This is a genomic window from Salipaludibacillus sp. CF4.18, from assembly GCF_051262595.1.
Lineage (GTDB): Bacteria > Bacillota > Bacilli > Bacillales > Salisediminibacteriaceae > Salipaludibacillus > Salipaludibacillus neizhouensis.
Window position 1 is genome coordinate 13530 of sequence record NZ_JBIMEV010000049.1, and the last position, 18951, is coordinate 32480.

Here is an 18951-nt window from a genome sequence, read left to right on the forward strand (position 1 = left end):
AATTCTATGATAAAGAATCTTCAAAAACTTTACTACGACAAAAAGTGTTTGAAAACAAAATGTTATTTGTTGTTTTTTGTTTGTTTAAATTTTCTATCCATTTATTTCCGATGGGAGATACTTACTTTTCCAGACTTACTTATAATTATTCTAGAACTATTAAAGTTAATTTTATGAATTTACAAGCAAAGAACAAGGTATAAACTCAAATTTAAAAGTCCACCAACCTTCTATTTGTTCTAAGAAGCGTTGCTGGACTTTTATAGTTAATTATTTTTATTATGGTTGAGTGGTGGAATGGTTCTAGTTAATAAAATATCCACTTACCAACGTTGTATTTCATTATAAAATGTGTCTCTCTCTATAGGTACTCGATCAGCTCCTTTTACTAAATGAATCAATTCATCTCGTGTTAACCCCGCTGGTGATAAAGCACCGGCGGCATGACTAATTCTTTCTTCAAGAAGGGTTCCATGAACATCTGAAGCCCCAAATGTCAATGCTACTTGTGTTAATTGCGTACCTATATTAATAAAGTATGCTTTGATATGTTGAAAGTTATCTAACATTAGTCGGCTAATGGCTAATGTTTTCAAATCCTCAAATGCAGAATTTCTTCGCTTGATCCCTAATTTAGCGCTTTTAGGTTGCATCGCCAGTGGAATAAATACATAAAATCCATTTGTTTTGTCTTGAAGCTCTCTCAATTGAATCATATGTTCAATTCTCTCTTCAGTAGTCTCGATAGAACCATATAGCATAGTAGCGTGCGTTCGAAGTCCTAACCCATGAGCGGTTGATTGAATTTCAAGCCATTGTTGAGTCGTAGCCTTTCCAACACCCATTTTCTTACGATAGCGTTCAGATAAAATTTCTGCCCCTCCACCCGTTAATGTGTCCAGGCCTGCATCCATTAAAGTTTTTAAAACGTCATTATAATTTAAGCCACTTATCCTTGAGAAAAACTCAATTTCTGCTGCTGTATGTGCTTTAATTGATACATTAGGATAATGTTCCTTTAGCTTTTTTATACAATCAACATAATAATCGAAAGGCACATTTGGATTATGACCACCAGTAATGTGGAATTCTCGGACATTTGGATTATAATTTTTTTCTACATATTCGATCATTTCTTCTCCACTTACGGTATAAGCACCTTTGTCCCCCTGTTTTTTCTTAAAGTTACAAAAAGCACACTCTGCTTCACATACATTTGTAAAATATAGAGTCATATTTTGTATGAAATACACGTGATTATTATTTTTTCTAACGTTAACCTTGTCGGCTAGCTGTCCGATTGTTAATAAATCATTTGAATTGTATAAGTAAACTCCATCTTCTTTTGAAAGCCTCTCACCAGTTTCAACTTTATTTATGATTTCCTGTAGTCTATTATCCGTACTTGTTATACTATTCAATCTTATCCCCTCCGTTTCACCTATCAAAATTAATTTTCATAACTCAAAGTCTATGCCACTCGAAAGATTGTCAGGAAGATTCCTGTATCTCATTTACGACAAGAGTGCCTACTAATATAAAGTAAGTATAGTTGTTTTAACACCCTATAATCCAAACCCACTAGTGATTTCCATTGCTACCATGCAGTATTTCGTCAGTTTCTATTTCCTCTATTTCACACGTACGAGTGGCAAAAAATGATGTGGGTATTCAATTTACTGTAATATTCAAAGTATCCACAACATTCAGTATAGAGCCGTTTTTTTTATATCTATAAAGAATTAATTTCCAAAAATTATATTGTTATTAAACTTTTTCCATCAAAATCTATTGACAAAAGAAAAAAGCTTTTATGCAATGCTAATGATTTTAACTAGCAATAGAATAGATCCATTACTAGTTAAAAACATCTATTGTTCTTATCGATACTCGCTTATGTTGCTGACCAAGAAAGAAGATACGCCAACGACAAGCAGAAAGAATTGCTGCCGCAAAAGCCCAAGGGAAACATTTAGGTCGGCCACATATTTCTATAGATAATTTGAATAAAGATCAGCTACAGTTATTAAAAGATAAAATGAGTATCCCATTTGCTGAGAATTACTATTTTTGAACAAATGTTCGGTATAATAAAATCAAACAAACGTTCGTGAAAGGGTTATATAAGGTCTTATAATAATAACCCCTTAAGTTAATTCTAGTCCTTTCTGTCTTAACCCAAATACCTCTAATTCTTCGTAACTTTCCATTATGTTATTACAACATCATTAACCTCTACTTTCCCTAAAATCAGTCGTTTACAGATTTATCAATCTGCTATCTGTTTAATCACATTAACTGTTGCTCCTATAGCTACAGCATCATCACCAAGTTTACTTTTTTCAAACAACACCTTATACGTTGGCACATGATAAGTTTTACTCAAAGCAACTCGAATGGCTTGCTCAAAGAATAGTTCATTATCTGAAAAAAGTGGACCACCTAATATAACCTTCTGAGGATGTAGGATATTTAGTAAGTTAGCAAGTCCAATACCGAAATAGGAAGCGACTTGATTTACAACCTCTTCGACTAATGGGTCTTTCTCTTTCAGAGCTTGTTCAATCATAGAATATTTGATGTCATCGATACGGTTACTATAATTTTGTAAGACAGAGACTTTTCCAATTTTTAAAGCACTTTTTACCTCTTTCTCTACAGCATAAGTAGAAACATAGGTCTCCCAACTACCGTAATTCCCTGTGGTATGCCTTGGGGGAAGACCATCGCTTTGGATAATCATTTGCCCAACGGCACCTTCCATATCAACAGCACCATATACAAGTTGGCCGCCCGAGATCACAGCTGAACGAATGCCCACCCCTACATGTAAATAAAGCAAATGCTCGATGTTTTCACCTGTATCAGACCAATACTCACCCAAAATAGCTGCATTGGTACCATTATCGAGCGTCACATAAAAACCTAACTCCTCCTGGAAAATACCGCAAATATCTACATCTTTCCAAGTAGGCGATGGAAAGTTTTTGGGATCTAAAATTCTACCGCTCTTCCGGTCAAGCGGTCCAACCGCACCAATCCCCATCCCTAAAATCATGCTCTCATTAATATGATGTCTCTCAAGCATTTGTTGTACTACTTCAATCAATTCTTGAATTAAGCGGTCCGGCGTCATAGTTACATCCATCTTCCATATATAATGATCCAATTTATTAAGATGTAAATCACATAATACAAGTCTTGAATTGGTTCGAGAAATATCCAAACCAAATACATACGCAAAGGTTGGATTCGTGCGAAATAAAATAGGACGCCTTCCTCCCGTAGATTCTCCTAGTCCTACCTCAAGAATTAAACCTTGTTCAGTTAATTCATCGAGCAGCCGAGTGAGAGTACTTACCGTTAAACCACTACTTTCTTTTAAATCCGTTTTGGAAATAACACCTTGGCCACGTATCGCACCATAAACTTCTTTCGCTTTACGAGCGTTTATAATATCTCTTGGCAACATGGTTACACTTCCTATCATACTGTTATCCGTATAGGGCGACCCCTACTAATCCTGATATTAGTATGACATAAACTGGATGAATTCGAAAGCGAATTAATGCTAATAAGGACAAGCCAAAAATCAGTAGTAAACTTATAGTATGCCATGAAATGGAGGAAACTAGCCCATTATTCACAGCAAATAATATCGCAGCGTAAATAATAAGACCAGTAATGATAGATCGAAGTCCATAAAAGGCAGATTTTACTAAGTGACTTTTCTGAATTTTATAAAATATAGCGCCAATTGTGAGTATAATCATTAATGAAGGTAAAACCATCCCAAAAGCGGAGACAATGGCACCCATGATTCCAACCTGTTGGTATCCAATGAAAATAGCGCTATTCGTAGCAATTGGACCTGGAGACATCCCAGCCACTGCAATAACATCAGTAAACGCTTGTGAAGTCATCCAACCATGACGCTCCACAACTTCTGCTTGAATTAAAGGAATCATGGCATACCCTCCGCCAAAGGACACAAAACCAATCTTAAAGAAAGTGATAAATAATTGCCAAACCATGTTGTTCCCCCCTTTTCTAGATGCCTGAACCTAAATAATAATCCTTGTTCAGCTTCATATCTTCTTTTTCTAATTTAATCGTCATGCCTAATTTCTTCTTTAATCCTATAATTCCAATACCTAGTAATCCGCCACTAATTATTAATAAAACCGGGTGAATGTGAACAAAATACATCACAGCAACTGTAACTGCTATAAGGATAATCGTTGTCTTATCAATTGCAGCTGTTTTACCAATTTTAATTGCAGCATAAGTAATTAAAGCTACAATGGTGGCGCGAATAGAAACAAAAGCAGCTTCAACTTTTGGATTGTCTTGAACCTGCAAAAAAAACAGACTTAGCATGACAACAATGCAGAAAGTGGGAAGTAATACACCAGTCATAGCTGCAATGGCACCGGCGATCCCTGCTACTCTATAACCAATGAAGGTTGCTGAATTGATAGCAATTGCACCAGGGACCGATTCTGCAACTGCAAAAATATCCGTAATTTCTTGAGGTTTTACCCATCCTCGTTTTTCTACCACTTCCCTTTCAATAAGTGGGATCATAGCATATCCTCCCCCAAATGTAACAGGTCCAATTTTGAAAAATATCATGAAAATTTGTACTAAAAGCTTCGTATTAAATGTTTTTGATTTCATAGATTCACATCCATTCAATTCAATTTAATGATGATATATTCTCATTATACTAAACTTTATTTCATTTTGGTTTAAATTATCCGATATTTTTAATAAATTATATAAAAAATAAAATATAAGCGTTGTTTGTATCAACTTTAATTCATAACGAGTTAAAGTTGATGTACTTTATAAGTTTACTTGGGATAACAAAATTACGAGAGTTTATTCCCTATAGACTGGCTAATCGTATATCCTAAAACAAGAAAAATGCGTAGCGTCTTATTTAAAGTAGAAGCAGTTGCTTTCTTAATCCTGGATTTTTAAAAGCTCGAAGTAGCGCTCCTGCGGGATTAGCAACGACTGAAGACCCCGCAGGGCGAACTTTCCCAAGGAGGCTGAAGTCGTTGCCCGCGGAAAGCGTCCGCCTAGAGCGGATTCGAGCCTCTCTGTTCGACGAAAACAACATTTCTACCTGGTGAGAGTTCCCAGTTATAACACTTGTATTTACTGTCCCTTTAAGTTTCGTTGCAATAGCTCTTCGAAATCAATTTTTTCTAGTGATACAAAATAAATGTTTAGTATCATAGTTTTAATCTAAAGCATAAGGAAAAAGTGACCCAAAACAAGTTCTGATGTTAGGCAGAGTCTTTAACTTTTTGATGGATACTTTGATTTTATTGAATAGCACACTTACCCTTGAAATACAAATTGCATGGTTTGTGGATGGGTCACCATGCCCCTAACTTAGTGCAAGTATCACTCGCTCAAATACTTCACTGTGGAATGAAGATAACCATCACTAAAAGCCACATCCTTTTGGACCGCGTAATAGAGGAATTTCACTTTCATTGTAGAATAATCTTTTAAGTTAGTATGAAAGGTCGAACGATTATCACGTATGGACGATTTTTTAATAATCAAATCTTTATTAATCCATGCAACTCAAGCCTTCGTTACCTTCATTAGAAACATGTGGGGAGCGTACGTTTTTTATAAATAATTTATGGTTGGGGGAGTTACTTAAGTGTTAGAGAAATGGGATGATAAAGAAATTGTGTGCGAAGGTCATCTACTAAAAATGAATAAATACATGATTAAGCGGAAGATGGACCCCCAAGACTTTTCAAGAAGCAAAAAAGTGATAAGGTACCTAATTGCTAGAGGATTTAATACATATGGTGATTTGCCTAAAGATCTTGGGGAGATAATGTCAATACATTTTCTCCTAAATTATTCACTAAAATTTTCAAAACTCATTTAAACGCATATGTATGATTATCAGGCAGGCTTTGGTTATTCAACTACCATGAAAATAAACTTCTGTAACTTAGGAATAAAGGGGAGAGCGCCTGTTTCGTTAGTATTATTGAACCTAAATGGACTGGATCAAGAGGCTTCTGATTCCCACAAGGATACGGTGGAAAATGAACCTCTACCCCCTAGTGCTGAGTGATACCCTAACTAGATTACACAAACTTATAGACACTACCTTAATCACCTACAAAACAATTGAGTTAATTAAGTCCATCTAGAAAATAAGTCTGTGCACATAAATGTGTACAAATGAGAGTAAGTGTGTGGTCAAAAGATTCATTTATGTAAAAGTATTCCAATTCACTTAAAGCAATGCATCAGAATTGGTGACTCTCAACTAAAAGGATTATCTTCAAGTGAGACCTCCACTTGAAGATAATCCTTTACTCGTTTCGACTTAACCTCTCATTAACTGTGGTAAATATGTGATAAGCTCTGGGAACACTATAAACAAGATAACAGCAATTACCATTGCTACAATCATCGGAGTAACCCCTTTAAATATCCTCTCAATGGAGATATCCTTCATCACACCACTAATGATGTATACGCTAATACCGAGTGGTGGAGTGATTAAGCCAATGTTCATAACCATAATTTCACCGAACCAAACCCCGTCAAATCCTAGTTGAACAACTAACGGATAAATAACTGGGAGAGTGAGTACTAATATAGCGATACCTTCTAAAACGATCCTAAAACAAAATAAACAAGGAGGATCATTATCATCAATGGCGACCAATCAAGCCCGTTAACAAACATGTTATTTGAGCAGGAATTCGGCTAATAGACAAGAATTGACTAAAAATATCGGCTCCAATTAAGATCAAAAAGATCATCGCTGATAGACGAGTCCTTTCTCCTATAGATTCCATTAATTTCTTAATATTTAATCTTCGCGTAATAAGCGATAAAATTAATGCACCGAAAGAACCAACTTACCCTGCTTCTATAGGGGTAAATACTCCCAAATAAATACCTCCGATTGTTAATACAAACAAAATCATGAAGGGGCATACTTTGGACACTGATCGGAATCTCGTGCCCCAGTCTGATTTTTCAGAAGGAGGACAGCGGAAGGGTCTTTCTTCACCCATAAATATACAACAACCATAAAGAGTAGCATATTAACAACACCCGGTATAAGACCCGCGATGAGCAATTGACCGATAGGTTCCATCGTTAAAATTCCATAAAGTATTAAAACAACACTTGGAGGAATCAAGATGCCTAACGTCCCTCCTGCTGCAACACAAGCAGCAGATAACGTTGGACTATAGTTGTATTTTTTCATTTCTGGCAGCGTAATCCGAGCCATAGTTGCTGTGGTTGCATTGACTGAGCCAGATATGGAAGAAAATATAGCACTGGTACCAATGGTGGTTAAAGTCATTCCTCCTTTTATATGTCCTAGCCATGAATCTACAGCACGAAATAAATCTTGTCCGAGGCCACTGAAAGAAAGGATCATACCCATAAATATAAACAAAGGAATAACGCTAAGAGAGTACGAACTAGCTGTACCGAATGGGGGGCTTCCTAATTGAATAAGTCCCGTATCAAACCCTCGGATGAAACCGAATCCCACAGTTCCAACAAAAATTAATGCAATACTTACAGGAACTTTCAATACAAATAAATCAATAATACGATTATCCCTAAAATTCCTATTGTTTCTGGACTCATGTATTATCCACCGCCTTTACAAAATGTTTGAGCCCATTCGTTAGAGCCACTAATGCAAAGGCGAACGATCCAACAGAAGCGATGATGATAAATGGATATACCGGTAAGCTTAAATCACTAGTTGTTAAATTCCGTCCCATAAGGCGCATTGCTTCAATGAAAATAGTCAAACTCATAAAAAAGAACTACACTAATGAACAACTCAATAATACCTTCGATTATATTTCTCGCTTTGTGAGATAATTTATCAACAATAAAGCCAATAGCATTATGCTCTTTGTACTTATGCGTAATAGCAAGCGCAAAAAACACTAGGATAGCTGATCCTAATTCTGTTAATTCAAAGCTTCCTGAAATGGGCTTGTTAAAAAAATACCGACCAATTACATCAATGGTTATCATCAATGTGACTAGTATAGTAACACAACGTTTGAAACACAGTGAAAAACAGCATTATAATTTTTGTCATAGTAAAACACCCCTGTTATTCATTCAGAGCCTAATTCCACAGCTCTATTATAGATCTTCTGACCAGGAAGTCCTGCATTTTCTTTATCTTCAATCCATTCATCTATAGCTGGCTGCATGTGTTCCTTCCATTCATTTATCTCGTCCTCATTTAGTTCATAGAATTCAACCCCATCTTCCTTTGCAGCAATTTCCGCTTTTTCAGCCTGATTATCATGGGATTCACCTATTACCTGAGCCATGTTTTCACCTTTAATATCATCGATTGCATTCTGGTTTTCTTCACTAATGGAATCCCAGCTTTCTTGATTCATTGCCCCATAGAACGTTGTCAAATAAAAATTACCTACTGTCGCATAGTCAACAACATCTTTTAAACTATAATCCAACAAAGTATGAGTAGGCCCAACTGTTCCATCAACTACTCCGCGTTCCAACGCTTCATAAACATCACTCATTGGCATCGAGATAGGAGTAGCGCCTAGTTCTTCAAGCCATGCGTTTACCTCTGGGGAGGGAGAGCGTATTCTCAGGCCTTCTAAATCTTCTACACTTTTCACTTGCTGACCAACGGTATAAATTTGCGCAGGTTCAGACGTTGATAGCCATAAGGGTATTACATCCTCATATTCGTCTTGCAGTTCTGGAAACTCTTCATACAAATCCCACATTATTTGAGAACCTTCCGAACTTGTTTCGCTTAGAAATGGAAGTTCTAGGACAGATGTGAGTGGAAACTGACCAGGTAAATAGCTGTGTACACCATATCCCATATCTGCCACCCCTGTAGCAGCAGCTTCAAAGTGGCCATCTGGATCGGCAAGTTGGTTTCCCGGGTAAGATGTTATCCTCACTTCTCCATTTGTCACTTCTTCTGTTTTACTTATAAACGCTTGAACAATTTCGGTCTCCATTGGACTATTTGACGGGAAAAAATGGGAAAAAACAAACTCTTGCGTCTCTTCGGATTCAGTTCCCGAAGTTTCTAAAGAAGTATCAGTATCATTTGAACAAGCCGAAATTACTAGAATACTAGTAATCGAGATAGCTGTAAGCATTGACCAATTTTTCTTTAACTGTTGTTTCATTCTATAATGCCCCTTCCACTTCTTTAAGCGTTTTCATTTTAATGAAAAAAGGTGAAGGAAAACCTTTCAAAGCTTTCCTTTTCCCTGTTTATTTATATAGCATTTGGAGTGTCAATGTTATATTGTTTCAAAGTTTCACGGATTTCCTCTTGAAGTTCTTTAGTAGGAAGATCCATTGGTAAGCGCAATGTAGGATTAATTTTACCCATCATTCCTAATGCAGCTTTAGAGGGAGCTGGGTTCGTGTCCTTAAAGAGAACATCATTCAAATTCATTAGTTCATAGTGAAGGTCTTGTGTTTTCTTGATATCGCCCTTTTCCCATGCATTGTGCATTTCAGCTACCTTCTTAGGTTCTACGTTTGCTGTTGCACTGATGGATCCTGCTCCGCCAATCGCAAGCATTGGATAGCAAAGCAGTTCAATTCCGGAATACAAAAGGAAGTCTCTGCCACATTTAAGCATTACTCTGTTTACATGTTCAAAATCTTTGTTCGCCTCTTTCACACCTACAATGTTAGGGCAATCTTTGACTAAACGAGCCATAGTTGAAACTTCCATGTTTTGCGCAGTTCGACCCGGAATGTTATAGATAATGATTGGTATTTCTACAGAATCAGCAACTGTTTTGAAGTGCTTGTACAACGCAAGCTGGTTTGGTTTGTTGTAGTAAGGAACAATAACCATTGCAGCATCTGCACCCATCTCTTCGGCTTTTTTAGTCAAATACATTGTTTCATCATGATTTACAGAACCAGTTCCTGGAGCAAATGGTACTCTGCCATTAACCGTTTCCATTGCATTTAGCATTACTTGAACACGCTCTTCCGTAGTAAGAGAACTTGGTTCACCAGATGTTCCTGTTACAGAAATACCGTGAGTGCCATTCTCTAATTGAAATTCAATTAATTCCGATTGTTTTTCGAAATCTATCTCTTGATTATCTTTAAATGGAGTAATGACCGGGCAAATGGAACCTCTTAATTTTTGTCTAATTACATCATATTTTTTACTCATGTATACCTCCTCCTTTTTTAATTAAAAAACCTTAAAAGTTAATGTATATAACCTTTCTACGAACATTATATATTTAATCATATATGATTTCAATATATTTTTCTTTAAGTAACTGAATAATAATATTATTCGTGTAATTCCCTCTCTTACCGTTACATACTTTTTTGTGAAATATTATTGACATGTTTTTTTATTCAGGGCTTAATTCTAACGATCTATGATAAATTTCCTTTCCAGGGAGTCCTTTGCTTTCTTTATCTTCAATCCAATCCTCGATAACCGGATTCATTTTTTCCTTCCAACCCTCTAACTCATCCTCGCTTAGATCATAAAATCCAGCTTCTGCTTTTTCTGCTACCTGTACAGCCTCTTCAGATCTTTCGTCGATCACATTACCAGCAAATTTCGCCATGTGTCTGCCTTTTACTTCATTCATGTGGTCTTTCATTTTATCGCTAAGTGATTCCCAATTTTTTTGATTCATGACTGAATAAAATGTAGTCATGTAGAAGTCTCCAACCGTTACATAATCAATAACTTTCTGAAGACTGAAGTCAAGTAATGTATGAATAGGTCCAACAGTACCATCCACAACCCCTCGCTCCAACGCTTCATAAACGTCGTTCATTGGCATTGGCATAGGTTTAGGTATAGCTCCTAACTCTTCTAGCCAAGCGTTAACTTCAGGTGAAGGAGAGCGTATTCTCATTCCTTATAAATCTTCAACACTTTTACCTGTTCGACTACTGTGAAAATCTGACCATCTCAAAGTAGAAAACCGTAATGGTTCAACATCTTCATATTCATCTTGCAATTCTGGAAACTCCTCATACAAATCCCATAAGATGTTGGATCCTTCTATTCCAGTTTCGCTTATAAAAGGAAGTTCAATAACAGAAGTCAGGGAGGGGAAACTGATTAGCTGTGTAACTCTATGTACACTCACTCCAATATCTGCAACTCCTGTAGCTGCTACTTCAAAATGCCCATCAGCCTCTGCTAGCTGGTTCCCTGGATATGTGGTAATTTCAACTTTACCATTCGTAGCTTCATTCACTTCATTTACAAAGGTCTTAGCAATTTCGGTTTCCATAATGTGATTAGATGGGAAAACGTGAGAATAAGCAAATTCATGTGTTTCTCCCGAGGACTTAGACTCTTCCATCAGAGGCGCTATCCTCCGAGTTTCCGCAAGCTCCAAGCATGAGCATGCTGCCAATTGTTATGTCCATCCGCGGCATTTACATGTATACGCTTTCTTATTTCCGTAATCTTCAGTACATAGACGCGTGCCCCGGTGAGAACAGGAATTCAAAAACGCTTTAATTTTCCCCTTTTTGATCTTTGTTAATATGATAGGGTTATCTGCCATCATTCTTGTTATATGATCGCCAGGTTTCTTTAGTTCAGACACATGGCCTAAAAACAACCACGTTTTCCCGAATATTTTAATTTTATCATTGAAAGATAAATCTATACATTGCTATACTAATCAGCTTTTTGACATAAGTTATTACAAGATGACTTGATTAGTCACATTTTTGTAAAGAATAGTCTCCGTTCGCACGTCTACTACCCAAATTACTTAAAAAAAGATGTCAAAAAGCTTCATTAGCCCTTTGACACATCCTCTTAATTGTATTCTTTTATAGCCACATCTATGGTCTGAAGATCTTGTCCTATAATGATTTTCCCGTCAAATACGTCCGCAGCTTCTTTGTATGCTCGTTCTTGATCTACATTTGGCAAGAAGTGAGTTAAAACCAGTTTTTTTACGCCTGCTTTTTGGGCAATGTCTGCCGCCTGTGCAGGACTACAATGTTCTTTCTGCAAATTGTCCCAAATTTTTTGGAGTTCAGGATCTGTAATATCCTTGTAAGTTTCATTCACAGCTAATGCTGCATCTTGAATGAGAATATCGGCTCCTTGGGACAATGCAACCGCGTTTTCCGTTGGCGCTGTGTCCCCGGTGTGTACGATAACTTGATCTTTCCCTTCAAAACGCAAGCCGTATGTTGGAACATTGTGAACCATTTCAGCTGTGAAAACACGGGCCGGAATATCTGCTGCGTTTAGGTTGATTTCCCCAGGCCCCTCAATCTCAATAATTTCAACATTTTCAAGAACCCCCTTCGGCGAACGTCCTAACGTTACACGATAATCGATGTCCTCTTTAAACAAGGAAAGCATCGTTTCATGATAATGTTTGATTCCTTTTGGACCCACAATTCTTAATTTTCTCCGTCCTAACCCCCAGCCACCAAGTAAAAATTGTCCATATCCTAATAAATGATCCGAATGAAGATGAGTCATAAATAGATTAGTCACTGATTGTGGTGGAATTCCAGCTTTTTGTAACTGAGCGGTTGTGCCTTCTCCACAATCAATCAAAATCGGTGTGTTACCTAAATGAACCACTTGCGAAGGACTCGATCTTTCCAAATCAGGTCGAGGACTTCCGGTTCCTAGCATCGTTACTTTCCAGTCTGTCATAATAAAACCTCCAAAGTTATAAATTAAATAATTTGATGGACTTTCTTATCATCCTAAATCGATCATAAAATGTTTGGCTGCTCAGAAGGACTCTTTTCCAAGTCATCCCTTTTTTTTGTACGCGAGTTTAACTCTATTGCAAATAAAACAATGAATAGAGTCAGACCTATTACATTTAATGTCCACATATATGGCATACCTTCATAAACAGGCAGCAACAACAACAATGCAGATATACCAAATACCACGCGCTTAAGTGACGACAGTTTTTTGAAAAGGTATCCTACAAAACAAATAGATAGTACCACGCAACCGATTATAACTGAGATTATCGTAGCTGTTCTTGTCACATCACTAATGTTTTCTCCAACTCCCAGTAACAGGGAAGGAGAATAGACAAAAAGAAATGGTACAGTTAAACCAACAAAACCAAATACCATCGCACTAAAACCAATTTTATATGGACTTTCCTTTGCTATGGTTGCAGCAGCAAAACTGGCTACAGCAATTGGCGGTGTGAAGTTAGACATGTTTGCAAAATAAAAGACGAACAGGTGAGCAGCCATCGGATTAACTCCTAGCTCAACCAGAGCAGGCGCAACTAATGTTGCTACCAAGGCATATGCTGCCACTGCCGGCATTCCCATTCCTAACACAATAGAAACGATACCGCTCGTCACAAGTAGTAGTATGAGATTTGACTGACCTATCTCTACAAGTGTGAGAGCTAAGTTAAATCCTAAGCCCGTAATCCCAACAATACCAATCACCAGACCTGCGGCGGCTAATATTATGCCTATATCTAGTAAGGTTTTTCCAGTATCAACCATCGCTTCCATAAGCCTTTGAAAAATACGGTGTCTCTGAGTCTTTTGAATTAACAAAATAGGAATGGCCATTAAAGCAGTATAGACACCACTAGTCGTAGGTGTGTAACCTGCCACAAATAAAAAATAAAGCAACGCTCCGAAAACAGGGATAATTATCCAACCCGTGGCCAAGACTTTTTTAGCCTTTGGTACTTCATCTTTCGACATTCCATGTAGCCCTTGCTTTGCTGCTTTTAAGTCAACTTGAACAAACAAACATAAATAATATAAAAAAGCAGGAATTATAGCAGCAATAACTACTTCAACGTAAGGCACTCCCAGAGTTTCAGCAATGATGAACGCTGCAATCCCCATCACAGGTGGCATAATCATCCCTCCTGTAGAGGACACCGATTCAATGGCACCAGCTTGTCTTCGAGTGTATCCATTTTTAATCATCAAAGGTATGGTCATGCTTCCAGTCAACATCACGTTGGATACTGGTCCACCTGACACGCTACCAACTAAACTAGAGCCAACTATAGAAGCTTTTGCAGGACCTCCTCGAAAACGTCCAAAAAAGGCAAAAGCTAAGTTATTAAAAATTTCTCCGCCTCCGAACTTTAACAGTATCTGACCAAATAAAATAAATGCTAAGGCGATGGTTGATGCAATATTTAACATATAAAGGAGACTACTAGAATCTAGGTATAAATAATTAAATAGTTGATCCAAAGATCCTCTTTCCCCTTTAAGAGGCCCCGGAAAAATAGAAGGGACTAATGCATATACGAAAAAGGCTCCAACTACACAGACTAGTGCCCACCCAAACAACCTCCGCAACGCTTCAAGTATCAATAGTATCGCAATTACACATACAATGACTCTATCTGTTGTTACATAACCAAAATATATGACAATAGTTGGATAATAAATTGAAATATATAATCCAGCTGACAATCCGGCTATCGCAAGCAGAATATCATACCATGGGACCCTTGTTCTAGAAGCATTGACATTCATAGGTACTCCAATAAAGACACCTGCCAGTATCAATGCAAGAAATAAGCCCGTATATTGTTCAAGAAACAAGGCAAATCCCATCCATTGATAGACACTTAAAATATAAAGAATCCCTGCCAATGGAATCAAAAATAATATAGTTTTCCATATAATAGAAGAAATTCCTTGCAATTGCCTATAACGGCTCTGTTCTTCTTTATCAGCCATTGCCTCTCTCTCCCTCCTTTTCTTAAGAATTCAGACAAGGGCCTGTACCCCTTTTTAAAGGGATGCCCTTACCTAAAAAGTATTCTCACTATAATCCTTCATTCATTATGTGTGTTCTAGTCCACTTGGTTTAATAACTCTTGTTGGTTCTCCTCCGCTTCATCTGTCCAAACACCTTCTTCTTTAAAGAACTCCACGGCTCCTGGGTGGTATGGCACAGGTGGATCCTCATTGAACATTGTCTCTGGTTCCCAAGTCTCAAGCCATGCAAATTGAGAATGCAGTTCTTCGTAATTATTCCACAAGGTCTTCACCAATTCATACGTATCCTCCCCGGATACATGACTTGAGGCAGCCAAGATAATCGGATAACTAACCAGCGTCTTTTCACTATTTAAAAAGCCATTTTCAAATGTAACTGGTTGAATACCAGGAACAAGTTCTGCCATCTCCTTAACAGTTTCTGTTGGAAATTCTTCGATATCCTTAGGGGACACTCCTCCCCAGTTCAATCCGTCAATATCTGATGTTGTATCCATCTCTGTAAACGCGGCTACGGTAGGTGTGCCAGTAAATGCAGCGTCTGCTCTATTTTCTCTTAAAGCATTAATACCGGAATCTACTTCTGTTACCGGTACCCGTTCCACGTCCTCCCAGCTTAATCCAACGGATAATAGTTGTGCTTCTAAAATTCTAGGGATGATTTGATTCCCCGAATAATCCGATGCTACTCTTTTCCCTTTAAGATCAGCAACTTCTTTAATATCAGAATCTGCTTTTACTGTTAATCCAGAAGTAACTATATTATTTCCATTAACGAGCATGCGAAGATTTTCATTTTTTTCTGGATAACCATTCTCGCCATTGAATGCCCAGCCTGCATCAGGAAAAGAAAGAATTCCTATGTCAATCTCGCCTTCATTTAATAAAGGTATCCATGCATTAGGACCTGAAAATGGCTTTACTGTTAATCTAGTATCTGATTGACTACTAACGACACTTGAGATTCCAGAGGCAGCACTATGATAAGCAATCCCTGGTTGGTGTGCGGCTAAACTGAGAGAATTACCATTTGAATTGCCATCATTTGTAGCAGTTTCATTTTCAAGAGATTCTAATCCAGAATTAGTTTCTTCTCCTTGATCACTCCCCCCCGGTACTTCACCACAAGCTACTAGAGATAATAAAGCTAGCATCACTGTAAACAAGATTTTTGGTTTGTTACTATATTTTTTTGACATTTAAGTCCACTCCTTAGATTGTTAGTATTTTCCTGATATATCATCCTTTTTTATTTCACTGCTCCTAAGTACGAATATCAACTCCTTTGAATAACGAGATCTAATTTTCTACTAATAAACTTTCTACTTCTATGACTTCAAGGAATCTCTATTACTCTCGTACTGTACCCGAGTCGCATATTTCATCTTATTCTGTCTCAAAATTAATATCTTAGTGCAATTTTTTATAAGCGCTTTCATTTATTGGTAAATAAAAGAAATTTAGAAATTACAAGCCTCCTTTGTTATTTGTATTGTCTGAATATTCCCTATAAACATATCATATATGTTATCATATATTTTTTCAACATATTTTTAATATAAGTGTCTGAATATTGCAATTGCTATCACAAAAAGATAGCCTAAAGTGACAGTCCATCTCACAGACTTTTACAAAGATTCGCTAGTCTGAAGGTCTTGTGAATTCCGCCATTAAATATTTTTCCCTTAAAAAAGGGCTATTCGCTTCACGTTCCGCTTTTTCAATGAGCCATTGTTCCTGCTCTTTCTTTGACTTAGCCCTCTTTTTTTCGGTGGTGCCTGACCTCGGATGGGACAAAATCGGACACTAAAAACCCGCAGTCTAGACGGATGATAAAGTCATATTTCAGCCGCTTAATTAATTCCTTTAAGCGAGCGACCAGCGAATAAATCATCGCTGCGTAATTCAACTCCACCGGTCGACCAAACCTCGATTTCTTCGTGACCAATTCGAAGATAGGTTCCATGTCAATGGCCGAAAAAATAGCTTCAAAACGTTGTTTAATACTTTTTACTTAAGCAACAGCCCGAATAGATAATTCTTTCGTAGAAATTACTTGATGTTTAAGTTTTTTATTGATTTCATGTAAAACTTGGTAATTTGGATCTATGGATTGAAATGGTTTTTGATCTCGCAACATGCCAAATGCAATCTTTATTGCCTTATTTCCCATGGCTATATACACTTTTCTCGAATGTTTTCCTTTCTTCTTCAACCGGTGTAACTGCTAAACTAAAATGAACAGTTTTTGCTCGATAAAACTGAACACTTTCTGCTCAAATCTCCACCAGATTGCTTCACTAAAGGGTTGGTACCAGCTCTCTTAATTAATTGATTAGGCGATTCAATATTAGAGGTGTCACCTATTTCACTATAGAGTTCCGCTGCACTAACAACTCAATCTCCTGTGGTTTGGTTGATATTCTTTGTCAGGTACTTTAATCATAGTTGAAGTTACTGGGGATTTCTTTATATATATCAATTATTTCATACACCAGTATCTATGTAATAATCTTATTGATAAAAGGGGAAAATAGAGTTGATGATTTATCGTCTGCTTCATAAAAAACAAGTGGGGTTACTTTTATCCGTTGTTTTTCCTTCAATACTCATTGGTCTAGTAGCTTTTTACGAAAATGATCTTACAGATAACTTCACCCCAACGAACATAGAAGAACCTCGTGATCATAGTGTTGATTAATATCACTTACTTAAAATTGAATAGTTGACAACTGAAAAATTTATCTATTCTAATAAAAGTCTTTATTCTATCCAAAATAGTTTAATGTAGAAATAAGTTTGTTTAGAGTTGTATTATAATACTAACTTTCCTATTACCGTTTCATAAATACTAATAATGTTAGGCGGTGAGACCGTAACCCACTTCCTTTTTGTTGGGGATGGTTTTTAATTTGTTTATGGAGGAATGGTAGTAAAAAATCTTATAGAACACTTATCTGATGAGCAATTATTGGAAGTGAAGAGGCAAAGGCCACCAAGGAGTTCAAGATATTATACTGACTGAGGAATTAGAGAATAAAATAGCGAAATCGATTATTCAAATAAATATTAAAATTAGATTAGATACTTCTGCACTAGACATAATTTTGCAATTGATGATTCGAGTGTGATGAAACTTATTACTTCTTTGTGAGTTATTGAAATAGCTACTTCATACGTCTGTTCTGATACATTATCTAGGATAACAATTGAAGCTTCTCGATTTACTGGATCCCCATCCCTGAAAGGTAATACTGTTTCCTTTAAAGGCTCACGCAAGACAACTTGAACAAATCGAGCATCTTCTGTGAGATTCTTTTTTTCTCTTACAATAGCAACATCTTCCATAATTTCATCTGAAGTTAACGGTTCTAACAGATGCCTCATTTAATCTATTTTTTTATCTTGAACTTCCATCCTATCTCCTCCTCATTTGAATCGTCACACAGAACAAAATATTGCTAGATTTATATTTATCGTGTGACTATGTAGTTTCCTATTTTATTAGAATACTTTATATTTCTGTAAATTCCATTATAAAAAACGGAACATTATTAATTTTCTAATAAATATTCTTTTTCTCAAATTGGTGACACCTTAAGAACGTTGGACAGCTGACAGTGTCCAACTTTTTTAAAACGAAAAAATTGTGATGGGAAAACGAGTCTTATAATTACTTCTAAGTCAAGTTTGTCGTATGGGGAGACATTATGTACCTAAAAATAAATCACTTTTCAAAAAAAAATGACTTTTTCACTGGTCCCGGACGATGCACCTAAACTGAAAAAAATGGTGCTTCTAGCTGATTAGACATGCTTTAAAAATTCAAAAAAGTCCTGAAAAAGCAAAACTCTACTATTACAGCCTTTCGGATATTACTATTAATAAGCCTTTTTAACTAGCATCAACTAATTAACCGATGTAGATCAATCACAAACTTTTTAGCTGTTTCACAACATTTAACGATTAATCCCTGGACCATCTTTAATGACGAGATCGGAATAGCCAATTTCTTTCACTGCTACACTTCCAGAACAAGGTTTAAACAATGCCAAGATTGCTTGTCATTGTATCCCTTCTATTTAATCACTACCTATAATAGATAAAAATAAAACAATTGTTAAGATTCATTACCAAATAGAG

15 protein-coding genes and 4 pseudogenes are annotated in these 18951 nt (G+C 36.7%); 1 reads left to right on the forward strand and 18 read right to left on the reverse strand.

What is annotated here, in order from left to right:
* Positions 1 to 323: 323 nt before the first annotated feature.
* The 17 genes and pseudogenes from mqnE to ACHABW_RS20660 all read right to left on the reverse strand — a co-directional run.
* Positions 324 to 1421, reverse strand: coding sequence for an aminofutalosine synthase MqnE (gene mqnE, locus ACHABW_RS20580; RefSeq protein WP_435758127.1), 1098 nt, complete (start codon positions 1419 to 1421; stop codon positions 324 to 326).
* 848 nt (positions 1422 to 2269) lie between these two features.
* A complete protein-coding gene (locus ACHABW_RS20585; RefSeq protein ID WP_435758129.1) occupies positions 2270 to 3472 on the reverse strand; it encodes an ROK family protein in 1203 nt (400 codons plus the stop codon).
* 22 nt (positions 3473 to 3494) lie between these two features.
* A complete protein-coding gene (locus ACHABW_RS20590) occupies positions 3495 to 4034 on the reverse strand; it encodes a chromate transporter (RefSeq protein ID WP_435758131.1) in 540 nt (179 codons plus the stop codon).
* A gap of 16 nt (positions 4035 to 4050) precedes the next feature.
* Positions 4051 to 4680 carry a chromate transporter gene (locus ACHABW_RS20595; protein ID WP_435758133.1) on the reverse strand — a complete coding sequence of 210 codons (630 nt, stop codon included), beginning with the start codon at positions 4678 to 4680 and terminating at the stop codon, positions 4051 to 4053.
* A 1693-nt stretch (positions 4681 to 6373) separates the two neighbouring features.
* Positions 6374 to 7662: pseudogene (locus tag ACHABW_RS20600) on the reverse strand (TRAP transporter large permease).
* A complete protein-coding gene (locus tag ACHABW_RS20605; RefSeq protein WP_435758135.1) occupies positions 7659 to 7838 on the reverse strand; it encodes a hypothetical protein in 180 nt (59 codons plus the stop codon). The pseudogene ACHABW_RS20600 and the gene ACHABW_RS20605 overlap by 4 nt, the downstream one beginning before the upstream one ends.
* Positions 7816 to 8064: a TRAP transporter small permease gene (locus ACHABW_RS20610; RefSeq protein ID WP_435758137.1), complete on the reverse strand. Its 249-nt coding sequence runs from the start codon at positions 8062 to 8064 to the stop codon at positions 7816 to 7818. Before ACHABW_RS20610 ends, ACHABW_RS20605 begins: the two co-directional genes overlap by 23 nt.
* An 86-nt stretch (positions 8065 to 8150) precedes the next feature.
* The gene (locus ACHABW_RS20615; RefSeq protein ID WP_435758139.1) at positions 8151 to 9218 is read right to left on the reverse strand and encodes a TRAP transporter substrate-binding protein; all 1068 of its coding nucleotides are present in this window, start codon (positions 9216 to 9218) and stop codon (positions 8151 to 8153) included.
* Between the two features lie 92 nt (positions 9219 to 9310).
* Positions 9311 to 10234 (reverse strand): 2,4-dihydroxyhept-2-ene-1,7-dioic acid aldolase, encoded by a 924-nt coding sequence (hpaI, locus tag ACHABW_RS20620; RefSeq protein ID WP_435758141.1) that lies wholly within the window; start codon positions 10232 to 10234, stop codon positions 9311 to 9313.
* Positions 10235 to 10424: 190 nt separating this feature from the next.
* Positions 10425 to 11399: pseudogene (locus ACHABW_RS20625) on the reverse strand (TRAP transporter substrate-binding protein).
* A gap of 57 nt (positions 11400 to 11456) precedes the next feature.
* Positions 11457 to 11663: a Rieske 2Fe-2S domain-containing protein gene (locus ACHABW_RS20630; RefSeq protein ID WP_435758143.1), complete on the reverse strand. Its 207-nt coding sequence runs from the start codon at positions 11661 to 11663 to the stop codon at positions 11457 to 11459.
* 203 nt (positions 11664 to 11866) lie between these two features.
* Positions 11867 to 12727, reverse strand: coding sequence for an MBL fold metallo-hydrolase (locus ACHABW_RS20635; protein WP_435758145.1), 861 nt, complete (start codon positions 12725 to 12727; stop codon positions 11867 to 11869).
* Positions 12728 to 12789: 62 nt separating this feature from the next.
* Complete coding sequence (locus tag ACHABW_RS20640; protein ID WP_435758147.1) at positions 12790 to 14766, reverse strand: TRAP transporter permease; 1977 nt, start codon at positions 14764 to 14766, stop codon at positions 12790 to 12792.
* Positions 14767 to 14882: 116 nt separating this feature from the next.
* On the reverse strand, positions 14883 to 16007 hold the full coding sequence (locus tag ACHABW_RS20645) for a TAXI family TRAP transporter solute-binding subunit (RefSeq protein ID WP_435758149.1): 1125 nt from the start codon (positions 16005 to 16007) through the stop codon (positions 14883 to 14885).
* A gap of 569 nt (positions 16008 to 16576) precedes the next feature.
* Positions 16577 to 16804, reverse strand: a pseudogene (locus ACHABW_RS20650) (IS5/IS1182 family transposase); the annotation flags it as partial.
* A gap of 18 nt (positions 16805 to 16822) precedes the next feature.
* Complete coding sequence (locus tag ACHABW_RS20655; protein ID WP_435758151.1) at positions 16823 to 17023, reverse strand: hypothetical protein; 201 nt, start codon at positions 17021 to 17023, stop codon at positions 16823 to 16825.
* A gap of 17 nt (positions 17024 to 17040) precedes the next feature.
* Positions 17041 to 17190 (reverse strand): annotated as a pseudogene (locus ACHABW_RS20660) (transposase); the annotation flags it as partial.
* A gap of 157 nt (positions 17191 to 17347) precedes the next feature.
* Here ACHABW_RS20660 and ACHABW_RS20665 point away from each other — a divergent pair.
* Positions 17348 to 17509 (forward strand): hypothetical protein, encoded by a 162-nt coding sequence (locus tag ACHABW_RS20665; RefSeq protein ID WP_435758153.1) that lies wholly within the window; start codon positions 17348 to 17350, stop codon positions 17507 to 17509.
* 374 nt (positions 17510 to 17883) lie between these two features.
* On the opposite strand, the gene ACHABW_RS20670 is transcribed toward ACHABW_RS20665, so the two are convergent.
* Positions 17884 to 18195, reverse strand: a complete 312-nt coding sequence (locus ACHABW_RS20670) for a hypothetical protein (protein WP_435758155.1) — start codon at positions 18193 to 18195, stop codon at positions 17884 to 17886.
* Positions 18196 to 18951: the final 756 nt, after the last annotated feature.

Coding starts and splice junctions, on each gene's coding strand:
- ACHABW_RS20670 (WP_435758155.1), bottom strand. CDS start 18,195: ATGAGGCATCTGTTAGAACCGTTAACTTCAGATGAAATTATGGAAGAT.
- ACHABW_RS20585 (WP_435758129.1), bottom strand. CDS start 3,472: ATGTTGCCAAGAGATATTATAAACGCTCGTAAAGCGAAAGAAGTTTAT.
- ACHABW_RS20605 (WP_435758135.1), bottom strand. CDS start 7,838: ATGAGTTTGACTATTTTCATTGAAGCAATGCGCCTTATGGGACGGAAT.
- ACHABW_RS20595 (WP_435758133.1), bottom strand. CDS start 4,680: ATGAAATCAAAAACATTTAATACGAAGCTTTTAGTACAAATTTTCATG.
- ACHABW_RS20590 (WP_435758131.1), bottom strand. CDS start 4,034: ATGGTTTGGCAATTATTTATCACTTTCTTTAAGATTGGTTTTGTGTCC.
- ACHABW_RS20645 (WP_435758149.1), bottom strand. CDS start 16,007: ATGTCAAAAAAATATAGTAACAAACCAAAAATCTTGTTTACAGTGATG.
- ACHABW_RS20640 (WP_435758147.1), bottom strand. CDS start 14,766: ATGGCTGATAAAGAAGAACAGAGCCGTTATAGGCAATTGCAAGGAATT.
- hpaI (WP_435758141.1), bottom strand. CDS start 10,234: ATGAGTAAAAAATATGATGTAATTAGACAAAAATTAAGAGGTTCCATT.
- ACHABW_RS20615 (WP_435758139.1), bottom strand. CDS start 9,218: ATGAAACAACAGTTAAAGAAAAATTGGTCAATGCTTACAGCTATCTCG.
- ACHABW_RS20610 (WP_435758137.1), bottom strand. CDS start 8,064: ATGATAACCATTGATGTAATTGGTCGGTATTTTTTTAACAAGCCCATT.
- ACHABW_RS20635 (WP_435758145.1), bottom strand. CDS start 12,727: ATGACAGACTGGAAAGTAACGATGCTAGGAACCGGAAGTCCTCGACCT.